19 protein-coding genes are annotated in these 18,009 nt (G+C 36.3%); 5 read left to right on the top strand and 14 right to left on the bottom strand.

Going from position 1 to position 18,009, the window contains the following annotated elements; translation table 11 throughout:
• Positions 1 to 22: 22 nt before the first annotated feature.
• Entirely contained in the window at positions 23 to 2,527 is a 2,505-nt protein-coding gene (locus tag NRL14_RS14390) for a S8 family serine peptidase (protein WP_306724959.1), read from the bottom strand.
• 582 nt (positions 2,528 to 3,109) lie between these two features.
• Between NRL14_RS14390 and NRL14_RS14385 the strand changes: the two genes are divergently transcribed.
• Genes NRL14_RS14385 through NRL14_RS14370 form a run of 4 tightly spaced genes read left to right on the top strand, consistent with a single transcriptional unit; the run spans position 3,110 to position 6,237 of the window.
• Positions 3,110 to 4,612 carry a curlin gene (locus NRL14_RS14385; protein WP_007378425.1) on the top strand — a complete coding sequence of 501 codons (1,503 nt, stop codon included), beginning with the start codon at positions 3,110 to 3,112 and terminating at the stop codon, positions 4,610 to 4,612.
• A 38-nt stretch (positions 4,613 to 4,650) separates the two neighbouring features.
• Entirely contained in the window at positions 4,651 to 5,052 is a 402-nt protein-coding gene (locus NRL14_RS14380; RefSeq protein WP_149605981.1) for a curli production assembly/transport protein CsgE, read from the top strand.
• Positions 5,042 to 5,464, top strand: a complete 423-nt coding sequence (locus NRL14_RS14375; RefSeq protein WP_033015061.1) for a curli assembly protein CsgF — start codon at positions 5,042 to 5,044, stop codon at positions 5,462 to 5,464. The genes NRL14_RS14380 and NRL14_RS14375 overlap by 11 nt, the downstream gene beginning before the upstream one ends.
• The gene (locus NRL14_RS14370) at positions 5,464 to 6,237 is read left to right on the top strand and encodes a CsgG/HfaB family protein (RefSeq protein ID WP_007378428.1); all 774 of its coding nucleotides are present in this window, start codon (positions 5,464 to 5,466) and stop codon (positions 6,235 to 6,237) included. The genes NRL14_RS14375 and NRL14_RS14370 overlap by 1 nt, the downstream gene beginning before the upstream one ends.
• A 65-nt stretch (positions 6,238 to 6,302) precedes the next feature.
• Here NRL14_RS14370 and NRL14_RS14365 read toward each other — a convergent pair whose 3' ends face one another.
• From NRL14_RS14365 to NRL14_RS14340, 6 genes are all read right to left on the bottom strand, one after another.
• Positions 6,303 to 6,992 carry a helix-turn-helix transcriptional regulator gene (locus NRL14_RS14365; RefSeq protein WP_306724958.1) on the bottom strand — a complete coding sequence of 230 codons (690 nt, stop codon included), beginning with the start codon at positions 6,990 to 6,992 and terminating at the stop codon, positions 6,303 to 6,305.
• Between the two features lie 249 nt (positions 6,993 to 7,241).
• The gene (locus NRL14_RS14360) at positions 7,242 to 7,760 is read right to left on the bottom strand and encodes a hypothetical protein (RefSeq protein ID WP_373462535.1); all 519 of its coding nucleotides are present in this window, start codon (positions 7,758 to 7,760) and stop codon (positions 7,242 to 7,244) included.
• A 75-nt stretch (positions 7,761 to 7,835) separates the two neighbouring features.
• Positions 7,836 to 9,374 (bottom strand): EAL domain-containing protein, encoded by a 1,539-nt coding sequence (locus NRL14_RS14355; protein ID WP_306724957.1) that lies wholly within the window; start codon positions 9,372 to 9,374, stop codon positions 7,836 to 7,838.
• An 88-nt stretch (positions 9,375 to 9,462) separates the two neighbouring features.
• Positions 9,463 to 10,086 (bottom strand): SGNH/GDSL hydrolase family protein, encoded by a 624-nt coding sequence (locus NRL14_RS14350; protein WP_306724956.1) that lies wholly within the window; start codon positions 10,084 to 10,086, stop codon positions 9,463 to 9,465.
• Complete coding sequence (locus NRL14_RS14345; protein WP_306724955.1) at positions 10,086 to 10,595, bottom strand: DsrE family protein; 510 nt, start codon at positions 10,593 to 10,595, stop codon at positions 10,086 to 10,088. The genes NRL14_RS14350 and NRL14_RS14345 overlap by 1 nt, the downstream gene beginning before the upstream one ends.
• A 272-nt stretch (positions 10,596 to 10,867) precedes the next feature.
• On the bottom strand, positions 10,868 to 11,341 hold the full coding sequence (locus NRL14_RS14340) for a flavodoxin family protein (RefSeq protein WP_149605988.1): 474 nt from the start codon (positions 11,339 to 11,341) through the stop codon (positions 10,868 to 10,870).
• A 74-nt stretch (positions 11,342 to 11,415) separates the two neighbouring features.
• Between NRL14_RS14340 and soxR the strand changes: the two genes are divergently transcribed.
• A complete protein-coding gene (gene soxR / locus NRL14_RS14335; RefSeq protein WP_149613837.1) occupies positions 11,416 to 11,898 on the top strand; it encodes a redox-sensitive transcriptional activator SoxR in 483 nt (160 codons plus the stop codon).
• Positions 11,899 to 12,441: 543 nt separating this feature from the next.
• Here the strand turns inward: soxR and NRL14_RS14330 are convergent.
• From NRL14_RS14330 to NRL14_RS14300, 7 genes are all read right to left on the bottom strand, one after another.
• Positions 12,442 to 13,608, bottom strand: coding sequence for a lipase family protein (locus NRL14_RS14330; protein ID WP_008134123.1), 1,167 nt, complete (start codon positions 13,606 to 13,608; stop codon positions 12,442 to 12,444).
• A 27-nt stretch (positions 13,609 to 13,635) separates the two neighbouring features.
• A complete protein-coding gene (locus NRL14_RS14325; protein WP_306724954.1) occupies positions 13,636 to 14,154 on the bottom strand; it encodes a DUF6795 domain-containing protein in 519 nt (172 codons plus the stop codon).
• A gap of 321 nt (positions 14,155 to 14,475) precedes the next feature.
• Positions 14,476 to 14,742 (bottom strand): hypothetical protein, encoded by a 267-nt coding sequence (locus NRL14_RS14320; protein ID WP_306724953.1) that lies wholly within the window; start codon positions 14,740 to 14,742, stop codon positions 14,476 to 14,478.
• A gap of 60 nt (positions 14,743 to 14,802) precedes the next feature.
• Complete coding sequence (locus tag NRL14_RS14315) at positions 14,803 to 15,387, bottom strand: hypothetical protein (protein WP_007377074.1); 585 nt, start codon at positions 15,385 to 15,387, stop codon at positions 14,803 to 14,805.
• 4 nt (positions 15,388 to 15,391) lie between these two features.
• Positions 15,392 to 16,150, bottom strand: a complete 759-nt coding sequence (locus tag NRL14_RS14310) for a ChaN family lipoprotein (RefSeq protein WP_306724952.1) — start codon at positions 16,148 to 16,150, stop codon at positions 15,392 to 15,394.
• Positions 16,151 to 16,407: 257 nt separating this feature from the next.
• Positions 16,408 to 16,986, bottom strand: coding sequence for a hypothetical protein (locus NRL14_RS14305; protein WP_149605994.1), 579 nt, complete (start codon positions 16,984 to 16,986; stop codon positions 16,408 to 16,410).
• Complete coding sequence (locus NRL14_RS14300) at positions 16,980 to 17,753, bottom strand: ChaN family lipoprotein (protein WP_007377077.1); 774 nt, start codon at positions 17,751 to 17,753, stop codon at positions 16,980 to 16,982. Before NRL14_RS14300 ends, NRL14_RS14305 begins: the two co-directional genes overlap by 7 nt.
• Between the last annotated feature and the right edge of the window lie 256 nt (positions 17,754 to 18,009).

The raw sequence follows: 18,009 nt of genomic DNA, 5'->3' as shown, positions 1-18,009 counted from the left end.
ATTACTTTAGATGTAATAAAATTTATTCAAAAGAAACGGTGATGATATTCGAACACACATTTTCTGTTACACATAATTGGTAATCGTACGATGGTAACGTAGCTCCACGCACGTAATCACGGTAACGACCGTTATCTGGAACGGTATCAACTAACTCGCCATTACGGTAAACGCTTAATGACTCTGCACCCACTTCTTCCCAGCTAAGTTCTACACGCATCGTACCTAAACGTGTTTTGTTAGCGCGTTTTAAGTTCAGCTCAAGGGTCACGTCACTTACAACAACCGTTTGAGTAAATGAATCAGTATTACCTTCACTATCTGTAACCGTTAACTCTACATCGTAACTACCTGATTGGGCATAGGCATGTACTGGTCTTGAGTCAGTTGATGTTGCACCATCACCAAAGTTCCAGCTCCACTGTGTTATATCATTATTAGCATCACTGCTTGTGTCTACAAATGCAGCGGTTAACCCTTGTGTATCAACAGTGAAACTAGCAAGAGGTGGTTGTGAACCTACTTCACCAATAGCACTGAACGTAAGTGACCAACTATTAATATTGCCTGTATCTATACCTGCCGTATCGACAACATTTAATGTCCAATCACCGGTTCCTACTTCGCCATTAAATACACTTGATGTAAACGTTTTAACAATATCGTCTTCGCTACCACCTTGATTACTTTGTAGAGTGACTTCAGAGCCTTGCGGTGAAATAAGTGTAAGTACTAAATCGCCAGACCACGTATGTGTGATATTTACATCTGCTGAAGTACCAAAAATAGTTAAATCATCAGCAACTGTGATAACCGAATTAACGCCTAATGGATCGTTATCAGGGATCGGTAGATTTTCTTCATTACTATACGTAAAGTCATTTAAACCAGCAGGTTGTAACATTAAACTTACTGTTTTTTCTTTAACAATATCATCTGAAGTTGCTGTAACAGTAAACTCATAATCACCCCATGGCGTATTTTCATCGGTCTCAACACTAAGCTGTACTGTTTCGCCTGGACGTGCTGTTAATGCAGATAAATATGCACCACCAAGACTAGATGTTAGATCAAGTGTTACTTCACCATCCCACTGTGCAATAGAACCTATTTCAAATGTATACGATGCAGTTTCGCCTACTGTTTTTTGCTGTGATACAGGTGTCACAGACATTATAAAACTCGGGGTTGGGTCTGCATCAAGTAATGCTTGGTTTGCATTGAGTCGAGTGCCAGCAACCGTTTTACCTTGTAATGCAGTATTTACATCACCACTGCTCATCAATAACTGTTTAAGTTCTGTGGTTGTTAAATCTGGGTTGATTGACAACACAAGTGCAGCAACACCTGCAACATGAGGTGTTGCCATTGAAGTGCCTGAGTAACTAGCATAACCGTTACCCGGGACTGTTGATAAAATAGCACTACCGGGTGCCCCCATATCAACACTGGTTAAACCCCATTGTGAGAAGTCAGATAAATTATCGCTGCTATCAGTGCTCGCAATAGAAAAAACACTCTCGTGTTCATAGCTTGATGGGTAATGCGGGTTTGCATCATTATCAACTGCATCATTACCGGCAGCGGCAACAAATAAAATGTCAGCTTGCTCACTTACTGTAATTGCATCAGCTAAAGCTTGGCTAAAACCACCACCACCCCAACTATTGTTTAGAACACGTAAATTAACACCTGAATTTTTAAGGTTAACCATATAGTCAATACACTTAATTGCATCTGATGTTGAGCCATTACCAGCCGCATCTAAAAACTTACAACCAACAATAGATACTTCTTGGTTTACACCTACAATACCCGTTGAATTGTTACCGCTTGCACCGATTGTGCCTGACACATGAGAACCATGTCCTTGGTCATCCATTGGGTCGCCAGCATCTGTAATCGCGTTAATACCATGAATATCATCAATATAACCATTGCCGTCATTATCAATACCATCACCAGCAATTTCGCCCGCATTAACCCATGCGTTATCAACTAAATCGGGATGACTATAATCAACACCTGTATCAATAACACCCACTACAACATCGCGGCTACCGATAGAAATGTCCCACGCTTCAGGTGCATCAATATCGGCATCTGTAACACCACCTGTTTGGCCCTCATTATTTAAACCCCATAGTTCATCAAAACGAGGATCATTAGGAGAGCTTGTAGCAATACTCACTCGGTAATCTGGCTCTACATATTCAATAGCTTGATTTGACTTCAAACGCTCAATAGCTTCTTTGGTACTCATACCAGACACTTTAAACTTAGCTAAACGGCCCGAAAATAATGACGTAAAGTTATCATCAACCTCATCATTATTTAAATCCGATATTTTAGCTTTAACCATAGCGCGTACTTGTTTACGCATTTGTGGCGTTGTATTTTTTTTATATTTAACAATTATAGAGTCACTACTTGCAGTAACTTGTTGCAGTGCACCTGCATCAGGTAACTTTGCAGAAGCTAAACAAGGTAGTAGCGCGAGCGTAATAATAGATAATTTTGTTTTCATTGTTCTATCCATAGTAGGGAAGGCTTAGAAACACTAAGCAAGTTTTTCACTACTTCAAGTACAAGGGATCACATGGCAAGATATAAGCAAACAACCAAACACCAAATTAAACAAGTAATAAAGATTAAAAATAACAAAAAACCATTATTTTTAACTAGAATTGGCAAAAAAAAACACCTAATACAGTCATTATAATGAATTTATTACACTTACCTCTACCCAATATAGGGTCATGTTTTTTTACTGCTTTTTTCGAATAAAATCTAAAAAAGCAAGGTTATAAGCTTAACCATTTGAAATATAAAATAAAAAAAATTGGTAAAAAATGATGATTTAAGAAATTCATATTGAGGAATACAGTTAGTACTTGATTATGAATTTAAGCTTAAACTTTGTCAGTGTTAGCTTTATGACAAGACTCGTTTTTACTCAATAATCATATATTTCGCTTCACTCACTTACATAAGTAACTAAAGCGGATCACAAAACATTATATCGGCACGGCATGCTGAGACAGCAAATACCTTATTAAAACCTATAACATTTAAGGTGTTTGATTTTATCATTTCAAGGAGAAAAATAATGAAGTTGAACAAATCAATTCTAAGCTGCGCGGTTGCAATTGCAATGAGTACTAGCTTTGCCTCATATGCTGAAACAGGTAATAAATCAGTATCTAGCTCTGAACTTAACACCAAGGTATCTATTGCAAGTACAGCTAATTCAATGACACTTGCTCAAACATTAAACAACAATACGGCATTGTTAATACAAAATGGCGATAGCAATACCATGCTTGTCACAACAACAGGCAATAATAACGATACAGAAGTAACCCAAGCACAGTTTGGTAACTATGCTGAAGTAACTACAATTGGTGATAGCAACTCACAAGCATACGCTCAAGATGGTACTGCGAATGGATTAATAACCGAAGTTACTGGTAATAATAACCTCTTACTTGTAACACAGGTTGGCCAAGGTGTTTTGGTCAATAACGAAGCTATAAATACAGTAACTGGTGATGACAACTTGATTGAAGTAGAACAAGGCACTGGCGGTCATTGGTTCTACAACATGGATATGCAAGGTAATGGCAACGAAATAACTTCGCTGCAAACGGGTGAATGGCATGAAGCTGAAATAACAATGCTCACTGGCGATCAAAATACACTCGATTTAGAGCAAGCAGGTTACTGGAACACCTTTAAAGTCAGTTCTTTACAAGGTAACGACAACGAGCTTGATATTGAGCAAGATGGCGATCGTAATGCGGTAACACTCAGTGCTATTTCTGGCGACGCTAACGAGTTTTCCATTGAACAAGATGGCAATACAAATGCTGTAACATTTGCAGCGGTTGTGGGTAATGATAACGAAATAGACATTGACCAAGAAGGCAGTAACAACACCGCAGACTCAGCGTTATTTGAAGGTCAAAACAATGAAGTAACCATTACTCAAGTAGATACATACAACACTGCTACCGCTGAACTTATTGGTGATAATAATGAGCTAACAAGTAATCAAAATGGTTTGTTCAATGACGCTTACATGGGCGTGTTAGGTTCTGATAATGAATTTACGATTGATCAGGTAGGTGAATTTAACTCAGCACATTTAGTTAACTTCAATGGCTCTGATAACGACATAAATCTAACACAAACAGGCCAAGATAATACCGCTGTTGTGGAGTCGTCTTACCCAGACACTTCACTTACTTCAAACGATAACGATATTGATATTGTTCAAGATGGTTCTCTAAATGAAACAATGCTAACACTTGCTGGCATTTTAGACAGTAACGGTAGTCAAATTGATATTGCTCAAACTGGCGAAATGAATGTTATTGATTTAATGGTTGAAGGCAACGACCACAGCATTGATATTTCACAACAAGGTGAAAATAACTGGGTTGGCGGAACAGAGCAATCAGCCTTTTTAGTTGGCGGTGAAAACGTATCATTTAGCGTAACTCAGCTGGGTAACGATAATATTGTTGAAGGCGCTGTCATTGGCTTTAACAGTACAGTATCTGTTACTCAAATGGGTGATGGTAATACGGCAACAATTACACAAATGTAATTGCAAAGGTTGGGGAGAGTAACTCTCCCCTTTTAATTATGAACAATAAAAAAAATAGCTTCGCTGGTTTCTTATTCGTAATTTCATTATCTTTTAGCACTGCAGGTTATGCAGCTGATGAGTTGGAAATAGACGGTTTATTACTCGATAGAAGCATTAGTCGCTTTGGTCATCAATTTTATTACGAGTTCTCAAATTACTGGCGAGACTTACCCTCAACTGCAGGGTTTAATATTGAAATTAAAGAAACAGTAATCCCAAAAGCAGGCACTAAACTTTCTTTAATAATGAACAATAGACTGGTGTATGCAACATACTTAGGCCGAAGGTTAGAGCCATTAGATGAACGTGTTGAACAAGCCGTGTATACCGTAATTGATGCAATGGCTCGTGAAAATATGGCAGTGTCGTCTCCCGATATGGCCATAAATGGATGGTAAAATGAGAATAATAATATTTATAATAACAACATTAAGCTTTTCAGCCGCCGCGACTGAAATAATTTATACCCCAATTAACCCAAGCTTTGGCGGTAATCCTCTCAATGCGAATATGCTACTTAGCAAAGCACAAGCTCAAAATAAACATAAAGCGCCAGTAATAGAAAAAAGTTACACCGAGCAATTTCAAGATTCTTTAGAACGCACTTACTTAAATCGAATGGTAAGAGAAATAACAGATATGGCGTTTGGTGAAAACATAGACGACAGTATTTTCAATCAAGATTCCATATTTATGAGTGGCGATTACCAAATAGAAGTTATAACCAGTACCACAGATAGCATTACCGTAAGAATAACAAATATAATTGATGACACCGTGGTGATCATTGAAGTACCGAGGTTTGGATAATGTATAAACTACTTATAACAATTGTAGTTCTTAGCTTAACGGGCTGCGCAAGTTTGGGAAATTTAATACCACCACAGCAGCAGCAAGCAATGAGCTTAGAACCAACAGAAATTTTTTCTGATTTAAAAAACCTACCCAAACCCATGGGTAGTATTCCTGTTTCAGTTTATTCATTTAGAGATCAAACAGGTCAATATAAACCGCAAACAAATGTGAGCTCATTTTCTACCGCTGTAACTCAGGGGGCTAATTCAATACTAATACAAGCCTTACATGAGTCGGATTGGTTTACACCGGTTGAACGTGAGGGTCTGCAAAATATACTAACAGAGCGAAAAATCATTCGGGCGGCTCAATCAGATAATCCAAATCAACCAGATTTACCCCCATTAACAACCGCCAAAATAATTTTAGAAGGCGGTATTATTAGCTACGACACCAATGTAAAAACAGGTGGTTTAGGTATGGAATACTTTGGAATAGGCGCATCAGAGCTTTACCGTGAAGATGCTATTTCAATATACTTACGTGCTGTTGATGTACGAACAGGGCAAGTATTACTATCGGTAGCAACCAGCAAAAAAGTACTGAGCCAAGAAATGCGTGCCGGATTTTTTAGGTACGTAAGTTACAAACGATTAGCTGAAGCAGAAGCTGGCTTTAGTGATAACGAACCTATGAGTATTTGTGTTACCCAAGCAATAGAAAAAGCACTTACAGACCTAATAACAAAGGGCATTGATAAAGGGTTATGGGCCAAAAAAGTAAGTTAATAATTAAGATAAATAAGGCTACTTTTAAGTCGCCTTATTTATACAAAAATTTGATCCTGAAAAGGTTATTTAGCCATTGGCAGTAAAACAGAAATATAACGTTGTGCCCAATTAGCTAGCTCTACTCGATTACGCGAACTAGTTTTTTTAAACGCACTGTATAAATGGGTTTTTACTGTGTGATCACTTATATTAAGTTTATCGGCAATAGCATTATTACTGGCACCTTGCGCTATGAGATAAATAACCGATTTTTCTCGTTTAGTTAAATGATCATAATCATCTTTTTTTATTTCTATACCATCGTACAAACTGTTAAATGATGATGCTACAGCCAAAATATCATTGAATGCGATTGAAATAATTTTTCGTGCAAACCAGAGTTCACCAGCATTTATTCTAACTAACCCTTTAAAAATAACTTCTGGAGGATCCGATTTATAAAATACGCCATTGAAATGATTGAGAAGTAAGTTCTTTTCACATACCGTTTCTCGCTCAACATTAAAGACAACAACGTTACAGTGCTTCGCTAAGCAAATTAAATCAGTGGGAATAAGGTCTTGCCAATTATTTTTAGTGCCATCAATCAAAAACAAATCATAATGCGATCGTTCTTCTAGCTGAGGTACTGTGTCATCCATTTTTATATCGGTAAACAGCGCTTGTAGTGTTCTTAATATAGCGGTGTAACTATGAGAGTGGAAAGATGACTGAAAAGTTGTTCTTACAAACACGTGATTTTTATGTGACATAAATTTCATCCATGAAACGTTTATGCAACATTACCTAAGTTATAGGTAACATACAATCCGATAATGGTATTAAAACACTGTTATTCTTTCTCATCCTAAGATAGATAAGAACCAATTAAATCAATATATAACCTTCATTAACTTTGTTTTCGAAATTGCTTTTATAAGATAAATAACAGATCGGATTAGTGGCTTAATAACCCATAAAGCCTTAAATATACATGAGCGTAAACTAACCTTTAGGATTGATTACTCAATACTCGCTTTTAATTTATTTAACGCATCAACCGAAAAACCTCGGTCATAAAAATATAAAATTTCGCCGCTGCTATTTATAAGTACCACACGTGAGTTATTTGGGCTTTGATTACCTGTAAACTTTTGTACCGCTTCACCATCTTTATAAATAGTAATTACCCCACCCCATAATTCTTTAGGTATGCCTTTGCGCATACCGCTGTCTATAAATGTGCTAAACATACGTGGTGCCATACCTGCAATGGTTGGTAGTTCGTAAGTTGGAAGCGTTACACCCGCCATATCTAAACCAATTAACCAACGGTCTATATCAAACTGGCTGTCTTGCTTGTAACCAATAAGCAGCAGTGTTTTATCTGCCTTAAAGTCGCGGGGTATAGTCACTATGTTTTGCTCTAAGCTTGCGCCGCTAATATTGGGAAACTGCTTACCTGTAACTTGCTGATTTGGGTACTGCGATGTACATGCGCTCAGTAATACAAAAGCAAAAATACTTAGTATTGATTTCATTATGATTAAGTTCCTAACATTTTAGTTTTATAATAACGTTGGTTTATATGTTTTATAAATTACAAATCTCTAAGTTCAAACACTCTGTTTTGCCATATATTCATGAAACTTATCAACCTTCATTGGTCGGCCGTACTTCCAACCTTGCCCGTAATGCACACCCGCAGTTTTTAAAATAGCTTCTTGCTCACTAGTTTCGATGCCCTCTGCAACACAGGTATAATTAAACTTTGTCACAAGCTCCATAATGTTCGGGATCATAGAAGCCTTTAAACCCTCAGTTGCTATATCTTGCACAAATGTACGGTCTATTTTTAACTGATGAAAGCTCAAATTTTGTAAATTTTTTAAATTAGAATAACCCGTACCAAAATCGTCTAATGACAAGTTAAAACCCGATTTAACCAACGTTCTAAAATGTGCATGAGCAATACTGGTATCAAGGTATTCATCTTCGGTAATTTCAAGACAAATAATAAATCGAGAATTAGTAAGTTCAGAAACTTGCGTTAAAGATGATACATTTCCTTGCTCTACATCACATGGAAATATATTAAGCGATACTTTAAAACCCTCAGGTAAAATATCAATGGCTGTAAGTTCCTTAAGCACCTTTGCAATCATTGCTTCAGTGAATTTCCAAGTTAAATTATTTTTTCTGAGTAACGGAATAAACTGATCTGGGTAGAGTGTTCCATATTTATCTTTAAAACGAGCAAGTACTTCACAACCTATTACTGTGCCTGTTTGCAAACAAATAATAGGTTGGTAGGTCCAATAAAAAGAGTTTTTGTTTAAACCTAAACGAATACGATTAAATGTAGAACGACGATCGGCAATCAGATTATCAACAAGTAATGCACTCGATACTCCAGCCAAACAGGTTAAAATGAGGGATATAATTAGTAAAAAGTGATTTTTAGCAAAAAATTTATTCCAAGGCATATGAAGTGCAACGCAGTAATTGCTATTTTGTTCACTGCATATCAGCTGCCTTTCATAAGGAAGATAAACATTATTGACTAACGTATCGTAAACACCACTTTGCCCTGCCAAATGATTAATAGAACGCTTATGTTTATAAACAACTTCCCACATGAGTGAGCTAATTACGTCATCATTGAATACTTTAGTATCTATTATTAGGTTGTAGTCACCTTGACGCACTATAATAACTTCCATAAGGCGGTCACTAAACAACAATAAATACAATTGAGGTTCAAAGCGTACTCGAATATTTTCATCTACAATAATATAATCTGGGCTTTTATCATTAATAACTTTATCTAACAACCCAGCTCCTGTAGTACATACAAGCTGATCGTTCTTAAAAAAACCTATATCTATTACATATTTTGCATCAAATAAAGCACGACGCATCTCAAGCAACGTTGCTTGGTCACATTGTTTAAAACCGAGGTTATTTAATGGAGTAAGAATTCTGCGCCGTTCTTGTACTGCGGTATCGATATGCTTAACTAGGTGTGTAGCGTCTTCACTTATTGTAGCTGCTAGCTTTTGGCCTGCAAAATAAAGTAGTATCAAGCTCCCTGTCACAAAAACCAAGATGCCAGTTAGCAGTGCTATTATTGATTTCTTATGGCCTTTTTTCATCGTATCCTTACTAATATAGTGTGTGCTTTAAATACACATTTTATAAATACATAATGACTTAAAAAATAAATAAATGGCTTAACCAAGTTTACTTTTTCACAACATCGTAAAGCGCTTTGGCTATTACTTGATGCTGACTTTCACAAATATGAATTCCATCTTCTATTGATACGTGCACTAAAGATTGAAGATCAATAAATATAATTTTTTTATTTTGTGCAATATTTTTGAATTGCTCTTTCAGCGCAACGTTTTTGCACTCCGCACCTTCATAAATGTGCTTGTAAGGGCCTCTACAACGTACATAGGCCGGGCTCAAAATAATTATTTTTGGCTTTTCATCATGTTGATTATTTAAACTATAAAAATCACAAATATCATTAATTAAATTATTTAGCCCCAGAGCAATGCATTCTGGAGCTAAATTAAAACGCTTTTTCAGATCGTTTGTCCCAAGTGCAATAATAATTACATCGAGCGCATACTCTTCCAAATAAGGTTTTAAATAACTAACACCCGAAAGTGAACCGTTATACGGCGGATGGTTTACTAAGGTACGATTGGGTTGCCCTGCTTCAATAATATTAAAGCCTGACCCTAATTTTGTGGCTAATTGTGATGTCCAACGAATACTTTCGTCAAAACGCCCTCCTGTAACGGGGTTTAAACCCCAAGTATTAGAGTCGCCAAAGCATAAAATGTTTTTTATCATTAAAATGGATTCAACGTATAGCCTTGCTGTTGTAGTTGGGCATGAGCAGTCATCGCAGAAAGTGACATTTTAACGCCAGAAATAAGCTGTTCAGGAGTAACTTTAAAATGTGTAGCTGACTGACCACACACAAAAACCTGTGTATTATTTACGAGTAATTGTTCAATTAAGTACCGGTTTTTATTATCAATATTAAATCGTTTTTTATATTCGCTATTAGCTAACACGTCAACACTTGCGCTACCGTGCACAACTAAAGCGAGTTGTATATTTTCAGGCTTTACACCATGCGCTACATGCATGTTAATAAAACGCGCTAACGAGTTTATTGAATTATTTTGCGCGCCTTCTTTAGCGCCATCAGCAACATCAAAAGCTATTCTAAACGAGGTAGAAGCACTAATTGGCTCGTGTTTTGGTACATTATAGAAGCTGCCAAACCCTTTGATCGGGAGGTCATTAGCTTGTGAAAGCGGACTAATAAGTAAAAGTAATAGTAAGTATTTCATAAATCCTGTGTTTTTAAGTAATCAAGCCTATTTAATATACTACCAAAAGCAGGGCGTGTTGATCTTTTTGGATAAAGTTCGTTCAAATTAAAGACTGTTTAATTACGGTGCAAAACTTGTAATCAATAAATGAAAGAAGTGCAACACCTTCGCTCTGCTCGAACAGCGTTTATGGGATGTTATTTCTATAAAGGAGTAATAACACGCAGCCGCTATATTGCCTGCGTGTTAACATCTAAAAATAAACACCCCGTCGAGGAATAGGTTGTTTATTATGCTACCGATTGCGTATTTTTATGGCTATGATTTACAAAGCGCATACCTAAATAACCAAAGGTTTGCTTAAACATCTGTACAAAGGCATCAGGGGCTTCAAAAGAAGAGGCATTTGATAGCAACGAGAACTCTTTTGTACGTAACGCGCGTAACTTAGGCTTTAAGTTTTCGTCGTCCATGTAATCTGTGATCCGATCGATAAATGATTTCATTTGTACCGTGGTGTTATACCAATACACGGGGGATGCAAAAATCCAATGTTCATAATCGAGTAACGACTCAAAAACAGTATAAAAATCATCATTTTTATAGTTCTTACTATAGCAGTATGGCGGTATTTTATAGTCATCAAGACAAATAACGCGAATATCATTTTGCTCTGCATAACTATTAGCATGTGCTGATGTATTTCCTTCTCTACGTGCACTTGAATAAATTATTACTGAATTTTTTTTAATTTTATATTGCATTTAACTCGCTCCTTTTTTATGTTGGGAGCAGCTTAAAACCTCAACCATTATTGAGGTCAATATATGGATTTAAAATGAGCACAGAACAAAAAAAATTAACAGAAGCTAACCTAACCGTCGGCTATGTGGCAAAAAGAAGTGGTGTAAAAGTATCAACCCTACATTTTTACGAAACTAAGTATTTAATAAGAAGCTGGCGAAATAGTGGTAATCAGCGTAGATATAAACCCGATGTACTTCGCCGTGTGGCGGTTATAAAAGCAGCGCAAACAATGGGAATTACGCTAGAGGAAATTAAAAACACGCTAGCCACACTGCCAGACAACAGAACCCCGACCAAGCAAGACTGGTCAGCGCTTTCTAAGCATTGGCAAGCACAGCTCGACGATCGCATTGCTTATATGCAGCGTTTACGTGACAAAGTAGATGGCTGTATTGGTTGTGGCTGTTTATCACTTAAAAACTGCCCTATTTACAATAAGGATGACCATTTAGGAGAGCAACAAAGTGGTGCTGTATTGTTAGATAAAGTTGATAATACCAATGCACCTAATTAAGTGAGCTATTTTGAAGTAAGAAAATCGTGTTGATAACAAGACAGAAATTTTTAACGCAGTTAGCATCAGATTTAATCCCTCAAATTGATTAAGTATTTTTGCGGGTTGGTATAGCAAGGGTAAAACGTTTGAAATTATTTGTCAGTGCTTTAAACCACTGGGGCTATTTAATCGCACCGCGAGGCTTGTAACCGAGTGAGCTCGGTAACTGCTCATGCGTTACTTATTCTTACATCTATGGAAGAGTAAGTAAAAATAGAGCAAAGTTTCCGCGTCCTGTTCACGCCCTTACCTGCATTTATGTAAGCAAATACCCCTAGGACGAACCCAAGGAGAAACGCATGCTTGGCATTTATATTACTTTATCACCTATTTGTGGGAAATAACCACATTGCATAGGCTCTGCCTTGTCTAAAAATAAAACATACTGGTGTAAATTGAACTCCAAAAGATAAACAAGCCTAGAGAGTAGTAACTAACCTGAACACTGGATAATAAATCAATCTCGAGCAGCTATTTTCAGCGTTAACTAAATTATCTCTTTTAACCTAAACCATTTAAGCCATCTCTAGCAGCTCGGTATAAAGCACCTAACGTAGAATCAAACACCCATTTAATAAAGCTGTAAGTAAGCTCTACAGCTTTATTAATAACTTTACCGGCAAACACTAACATATGCCCTAATAAGCCTAGCGTTTGTACTGCAAATGATGCAGACGCCTTTGCTATTTTATCGATAGTACGAGCAAGCATATCGTAAAACGTTAATCCGGTTCCAATAGCTGCTTGTGCAGCGACAGCGCTGTAATAGCCCGCATCTTTTAACAAGGTGATTAATGCCGCACTTAATTTATCAGACCAATGCGCATTAAATGAAGCTTGGTTTCTATCTTCAAACTTTAAACGCACTGGTGTGCTTAGAAAATGATTAGCTTTTACGGTTAAGTTATTCCAATCACTGCTGTTTGCCGTATTAATATAACCAGGCGTTCCGTCCAACTTATGAGCAGCACCTTTAAGGCCTTGCCCATTATCTAAACGGATTTCTTGCCCATTATACGGTGCATGTGAGAATGGCCATAAAGGGACTTTAGCAACTGGATCAGCGCCATGGGTACAACGGTAAATTTTATCAATTCTCGATGTCGCTGCCCTTGAAAAACCTTCAAGCCCTACTCGCGGTGAGCCAAATGTATACAGCTTTACTGGTAATGAATATTCCGCTTTGATCCAATCAGCGGATAACGTAGCTAAAGCACCACCTAAACTATGGCCAACAACATGAACACCACCCGTCATTTTATTCTTAATATTAGCAGTGACAAACTCTTGTAGCTTAGGCTTCATAGTATAAAATGTTTTATTAAACCCCGCATGCACCATACTACCGTTTGAACCACCGCTTAAACCAAAATGAGCATCAGTTAAGCCATCACGTATTGTATCGGTCCCTCTAATAGCAATTACAGACTCCCCTTTAAAAGCCCCCGTTCCGTGACCAACTAGGCCAAAACCAGAACTTAATCCAAATAGGTGCGAAATAAAGCCGCCTGACACACCTTGTACTGAACTAGGACTTACAGAAAAATCAAACTTTCCACGTAAAGCTGGAGATAAAGAGTTATTAATTAGATCCGTACTTTTGATGTCTTTGGCATCATAAGCAAGTAACGCGAGTTGTACCGCTTGTGCAGGTGTTAATGTATTCATGCTAAATCCTTTTAAATTGTTTATAAACTAAATTTTACAGGCTGTATAAACTGTAAAAACGTGTTCTTTATCTTCAACAACCGGTATATCGTAAGTTTGAGGCTCTTTTGCAATGTCGCACACTAGATTATTTAAATACTCATTCAAAGTTTTACTTTGCTTATGTAGACCAATTCTGACAAACCATAAAACAATATCTTTCGAGTTATCTTTTTTTATGTAGATGTGCTGAATTAGAGACCCATTATCGAACATATTCGCTGGCTTAGAGGTTTTAATAACTCGCTCAGGAAAAGAAAAATTACCATTTTCGTCTGACGTCGTTTCATCTAAATACTCATCACCAAAAGTGAATGACTTAAATATGGTAATATTCGCAAGTGGTTTACCATCATTTAGCAGTTGACCACTAATCGGAACTGATAAAGTAAAATCCTGCTTTTTTGAAAAGCCAAACATATCTGCAAAAGCCTGTGTTGTAGTAAAAAAAATAACGGTAATAGACACTACTACCAGTAAAAAAATCTTTAAACGTGATAATAACAAAGCAAACTATCTCCCAAGTTTTAGCTATACATTACGTAATATATATTTCTATTTAATTACACTCTTTAAGTGCTTTTTATTTTAAATAAAAAGCGATAATCAAACTTATTAAAACTAAAAACTCTAATAAAATACAATTATACTGCATGCATTTGGAACAAAAAACAACCAGTTTGTTTTTTATCCGCACTGCGCTATACATCAGAGCAAAATCGTAGATTTAACTCTGATTTAAAAGTATGTTTTTATACTGTTTAATGAATGAATATACCGACCTATAACAACCATTGATTTAAGTGCTCAACGTTAAAAAATAAGTCGTTAACGGTTTATTTTTTGAAAGTAAGTTTTAAGTTTTAATAACCCAGATTCAAGTTCAAACTTTTGTATTTTAGGATTTTTAAACTTAAAACCGTTTGAAATATGGGTATTAATCATCGTCGCCATACCCTCAAACCCATCTGGCGCTGTAGCCAATAAATCAATAAGTAAAGGCTGAATAAGCGGTCGATGCTCTTCTATTAAAGTGGGGGTCTCGTATATATCGTAAACGAGGTTGGTTAGTGTGTTCTGTTTTTGTTGTTCCATGTAATTTCTATAGCGCTTTAAATTAAAGCGTTAATAGCTCCTTTATATTTCAGTTTTTATTTAATGATTCATTTTTAATTGAGCTTTCTCTTTTGCTAACTGCAATAGACTAACAGCTTGCTCTTTGTCATAAGCTAAAGCGCTGTGTTCAATAACATATTGCGCATGCTCTTTTACTGCAAGCCAATTATGCTGCGATTTATATAAACTTGCTAACTCAAAATGCGCCGATGTAACTAATGAATTTGGCAATTCTGCATCTAATGCTAAAAATTCTTTGTGAAGGGAAATTGCATTATTAATATCTTGCCCCACAAACATGCCACTTCCATATAACCAAGCCAACGTTGAATAAGCTTCTATCTCTTTTGCCGCAACCCGCTTTCTGGCTTCCTTTAATAATCGAGTTCCATCTCCAGTGTGAAGGCTTAATGTAATCAATGCCTTCCAGTATCCCATTGAATAAGCTTTTTCACACCACTCCTCAAGATACTCAGGCGCGTTAATTAAGCTTTTATGGCACTGCTGTGCGGCGGTTGTTACAGTTAAATCTGGGTCATTTATATCTATAGAATTATCCCACCGAGGACCTGCGGCATAAATGGAAGGCGCCATTATAATCAACAATAATAATATTTTGGTCATATCATCATTTCCTTAAAATAGCTTTTTCAGGAATATGCACTGTATAAGAAGGTAGTAGTGAAGGTATATATGTTCCTTTTCTGTAAAAATAAGTTTCTCTTAGTGGTTTTTCGGCATCAGCTTCCCCCTTACAAACTCCATTGTCATTACAGGTAACTCCACCTATGTACTCTATGATACTAATACGACTAACTTTTAAATTTAGCATAATAGAGTCAATTCCAATATGCTTGTTGCCAGCATGAAACGCATGATACCTATGCATAAATGTAACAATTCGAGAGCCTTTTTCTAATTTTAAGCTTTTACTTAAAATATCTGCCCACATATGGTTTCGTTCAATATGAGAGTCAGTACATGAACCGGTGTCTGCTTGCTCCCAATTACAACGCCCATCAATTTCATCCATCATTTCAATAGGCATATCTAAAGGAATTATTTTCATTCCAAGAGAATTAGCCGCTTTTACTAACTCTCCATATCCTGTACTTGAAGCATTAGTCCAATTCCATTTTGATTTAAAGTGTTGCTTGATTACATCAAACCCCTTGCCTGTACGCTGATAAAAATCTATTTTTTCTTTTATTTTTACAGGTAGCATTTCCATTGCAAAATGAGTAAAGCCCGCAGCTTTGAGTTGTTTAAGAGCCTTTATAGCTTCATATTTATATGAGACAGGGCTATGACTTGACTCTGCAATAATTACCAAACGAGCATTACCGGCCATTGTTCTGTAATTTACATCCATGTTTATTTTATTCACTGTATTTCCTTATGTTTTAAAACTTAGTCGGTTAATTACACTCATACTCTATATTTAAATATCTGCTAACTACGAGCAGTTAAGCTAGTTCAAGGTTTATCCGAGCCCTGTAAAGTAAACTTAATAGCCAATACCAATATATGATGAAACTTTTATAGCATTTATAACCCCCGCCAAAATTAGGACGGGTATCACTGTGATTTGTTATTGTTGTTCCATATAACTTCTATAACGCTTTAATATTTAGGTGAATATATTTAAAGTTTAATTTTTTTTCTGGCTTGCTTTTGTAAGTCTTTTGCAACTGCTATGCGGCCCTCTCTGTCGGCATTATCTATGACATATTGTGTATGGGTTATTACTTTTTCCCACATACCCAGTTTTTCATATATTGTTGCCAATTCATAATGGGTAGAAGATTTAAGAAAGATTACTTGGTTGCTCTCTTGGGACAAGTAAAGTTCATATAAGCGTGCTGCTTCTCTTATATCTTTATTAACAAAGCGACCACTTTGGTATAGCCAAGCTAATGTATTTATAGCATTAGCGTCACCTTGATTCATTCGCGTATTTAATTCATCTAAATAACGAGAACCATCCCCAGTATACATACTAATATAATACAAGGACTCCCAGTGACCCATTACATAAGCTTTTTCACACCAAAGTAATAATTTATGTGGGGCATGCATAAAACTTTTTGCACATTGCTTTGCAGCCGTATCTGATGTCAAACTTGAATCATTAATATCTATATCTGGAAACATAGATGCGTTAGCATCTACAAAACTCAATAAAGATAATGCGAACACAAACGAAGTTAATCCTTTTACCATTGGAAAGACCCATCACTATTTATACGTTTTTCGGGTAAGTGTACTTGGAAAGATTTAACTGTATTTTCATATGGGAAGCCATCTTTGTAAAAATATTTATCTTTTAAGGCCTCCTTTTGGCTAGACACGCCCTCACAGCGCCTATCACTGTAACAAGATAAACCACCAATAAAATCTATAAAGCGAACATTTTGAATACCATGTTCTTTAATTAATGAATCAACTCCTATTTGGTACTTTAAATTCTTAACCGCGTGCCATCGACTCATAAAAGCAACAACCTTATTTTGCTTAGAACTCTTAAGGATTCTAGCTAAATTATAAGCCCAAAGAGCGTTTCTAAATGTATGTGCATCAAAACATTTTCCAGTAAGAGCTTTAGCTGGTGGACATACACTATCCATTACCTCCATAGTTTCAATATAAACATCTAACGCTACAATTTTTAATCCAAAATCACGTGAAGCCTTTACAAGTTCACCATACGCATATGGTGTTAAATAACCATGGGTCCAATACTTATCAAAAAACTGCTGTATGGTATCAAAGCCCTTGCCTGTTCTTTGATAAAACTCTATTTTCTCCTGCATTGAACGCGGGAGCATTTCCATAGCAAAATGTGTAAAACCGGCTGATTTTAACTGCTTAATAGCCTTTATAGCCTCATATTTGTATCCAGCAGTGCTATGGCTTGATTCACCAAGCATCACTAAGCGCGCATTACCAGCCATTGTTTTATAATTTACATCCGTGTTTATTTTATTCATTACCTATCCTTTTTTTTTAAAACTTAGTCGATTAATTAAATCCATACTCTATATTTAAATGTCTTCTAACTACGAGCAGTGAAGCTAGATCAAAGTTTACTCAAGCCCTGAAAAGTAAGCTTAACAACAAATACCAATACCAATACCAATACCAATACCAATACCAATACATGATGGGGTCACTGTAATTTGTTATTTGCAATGAGGTTTGTGTTATTTTTCGTTTCAATCATTTAAAGCGGCAATTAAATAAAAC

The sequence above is a fragment of the Pseudoalteromonas sp. 20-92 genome (assembly GCF_030847595.1).
In the GTDB taxonomy this organism is placed as follows: domain Bacteria; phylum Pseudomonadota; class Gammaproteobacteria; order Enterobacterales; family Alteromonadaceae; genus Pseudoalteromonas; species Pseudoalteromonas fuliginea.
The sequence above is the reverse complement of the archived record's forward strand: the minus strand, read 5'-3'. Positions and strand labels throughout refer to the sequence as shown.

What these genes read in the sequence shown, in the direction of transcription:
- NRL14_RS14340 (WP_149605988.1), bottom strand. Translation starts at nt 11,341, where the DNA reads ATGCAATATAAAATTAAAAAAAATTCAGTAATAATTTATTCAAGTGCA.
- NRL14_RS14355 (WP_306724957.1), bottom strand. Translation starts at nt 9,374, where the DNA reads ATGAAAAAAGGCCATAAGAAATCAATAATAGCACTGCTAACTGGCATC.
- NRL14_RS14365 (WP_306724958.1), bottom strand. Translation starts at nt 6,992, where the DNA reads ATGTCACATAAAAATCACGTGTTTGTAAGAACAACTTTTCAGTCATCT.
- NRL14_RS14390 (WP_306724959.1), bottom strand. Translation starts at nt 2,527, where the DNA reads ATGAAAACAAAATTATCTATTATTACGCTCGCGCTACTACCTTGTTTA.
- NRL14_RS14320 (WP_306724953.1), bottom strand. Translation starts at nt 14,742, where the DNA reads ATGGAACAACAAAAACAGAACACACTAACCAACCTCGTTTACGATATA.
- NRL14_RS14375 (WP_033015061.1), top strand. Translation starts at nt 5,042, where the DNA reads ATGGATGGTAAAATGAGAATAATAATATTTATAATAACAACATTAAGC.
- NRL14_RS14305 (WP_149605994.1), bottom strand. Translation starts at nt 16,986, where the DNA reads ATGGTAAAAGGATTAACTTCGTTTGTGTTCGCATTATCTTTATTGAGT.
- soxR (WP_149613837.1), top strand. Translation starts at nt 11,416, where the DNA reads ATGAGCACAGAACAAAAAAAATTAACAGAAGCTAACCTAACCGTCGGC.
- NRL14_RS14385 (WP_007378425.1), top strand. Translation starts at nt 3,110, where the DNA reads ATGAAGTTGAACAAATCAATTCTAAGCTGCGCGGTTGCAATTGCAATG.
- NRL14_RS14380 (WP_149605981.1), top strand. Translation starts at nt 4,651, where the DNA reads ATGAACAATAAAAAAAATAGCTTCGCTGGTTTCTTATTCGTAATTTCA.
- NRL14_RS14315 (WP_007377074.1), bottom strand. Translation starts at nt 15,387, where the DNA reads ATGACCAAAATATTATTATTGTTGATTATAATGGCGCCTTCCATTTAT.
- NRL14_RS14345 (WP_306724955.1), bottom strand. Translation starts at nt 10,595, where the DNA reads ATGAAATACTTACTATTACTTTTACTTATTAGTCCGCTTTCACAAGCT.
- NRL14_RS14360 (WP_373462535.1), bottom strand. Translation starts at nt 7,760, where the DNA reads ATGAAATCAATACTAAGTATTTTTGCTTTTGTATTACTGAGCGCATGT.
- NRL14_RS14300 (WP_007377077.1), bottom strand. Translation starts at nt 17,753, where the DNA reads ATGAATAAAATAAACACGGATGTAAATTATAAAACAATGGCTGGTAAT.
- NRL14_RS14370 (WP_007378428.1), top strand. Translation starts at nt 5,464, where the DNA reads ATGTATAAACTACTTATAACAATTGTAGTTCTTAGCTTAACGGGCTGC.
- NRL14_RS14330 (WP_008134123.1), bottom strand. Translation starts at nt 13,608, where the DNA reads ATGAATACATTAACACCTGCACAAGCGGTACAACTCGCGTTACTTGCT.
- NRL14_RS14350 (WP_306724956.1), bottom strand. Translation starts at nt 10,086, where the DNA reads ATGATAAAAAACATTTTATGCTTTGGCGACTCTAATACTTGGGGTTTA.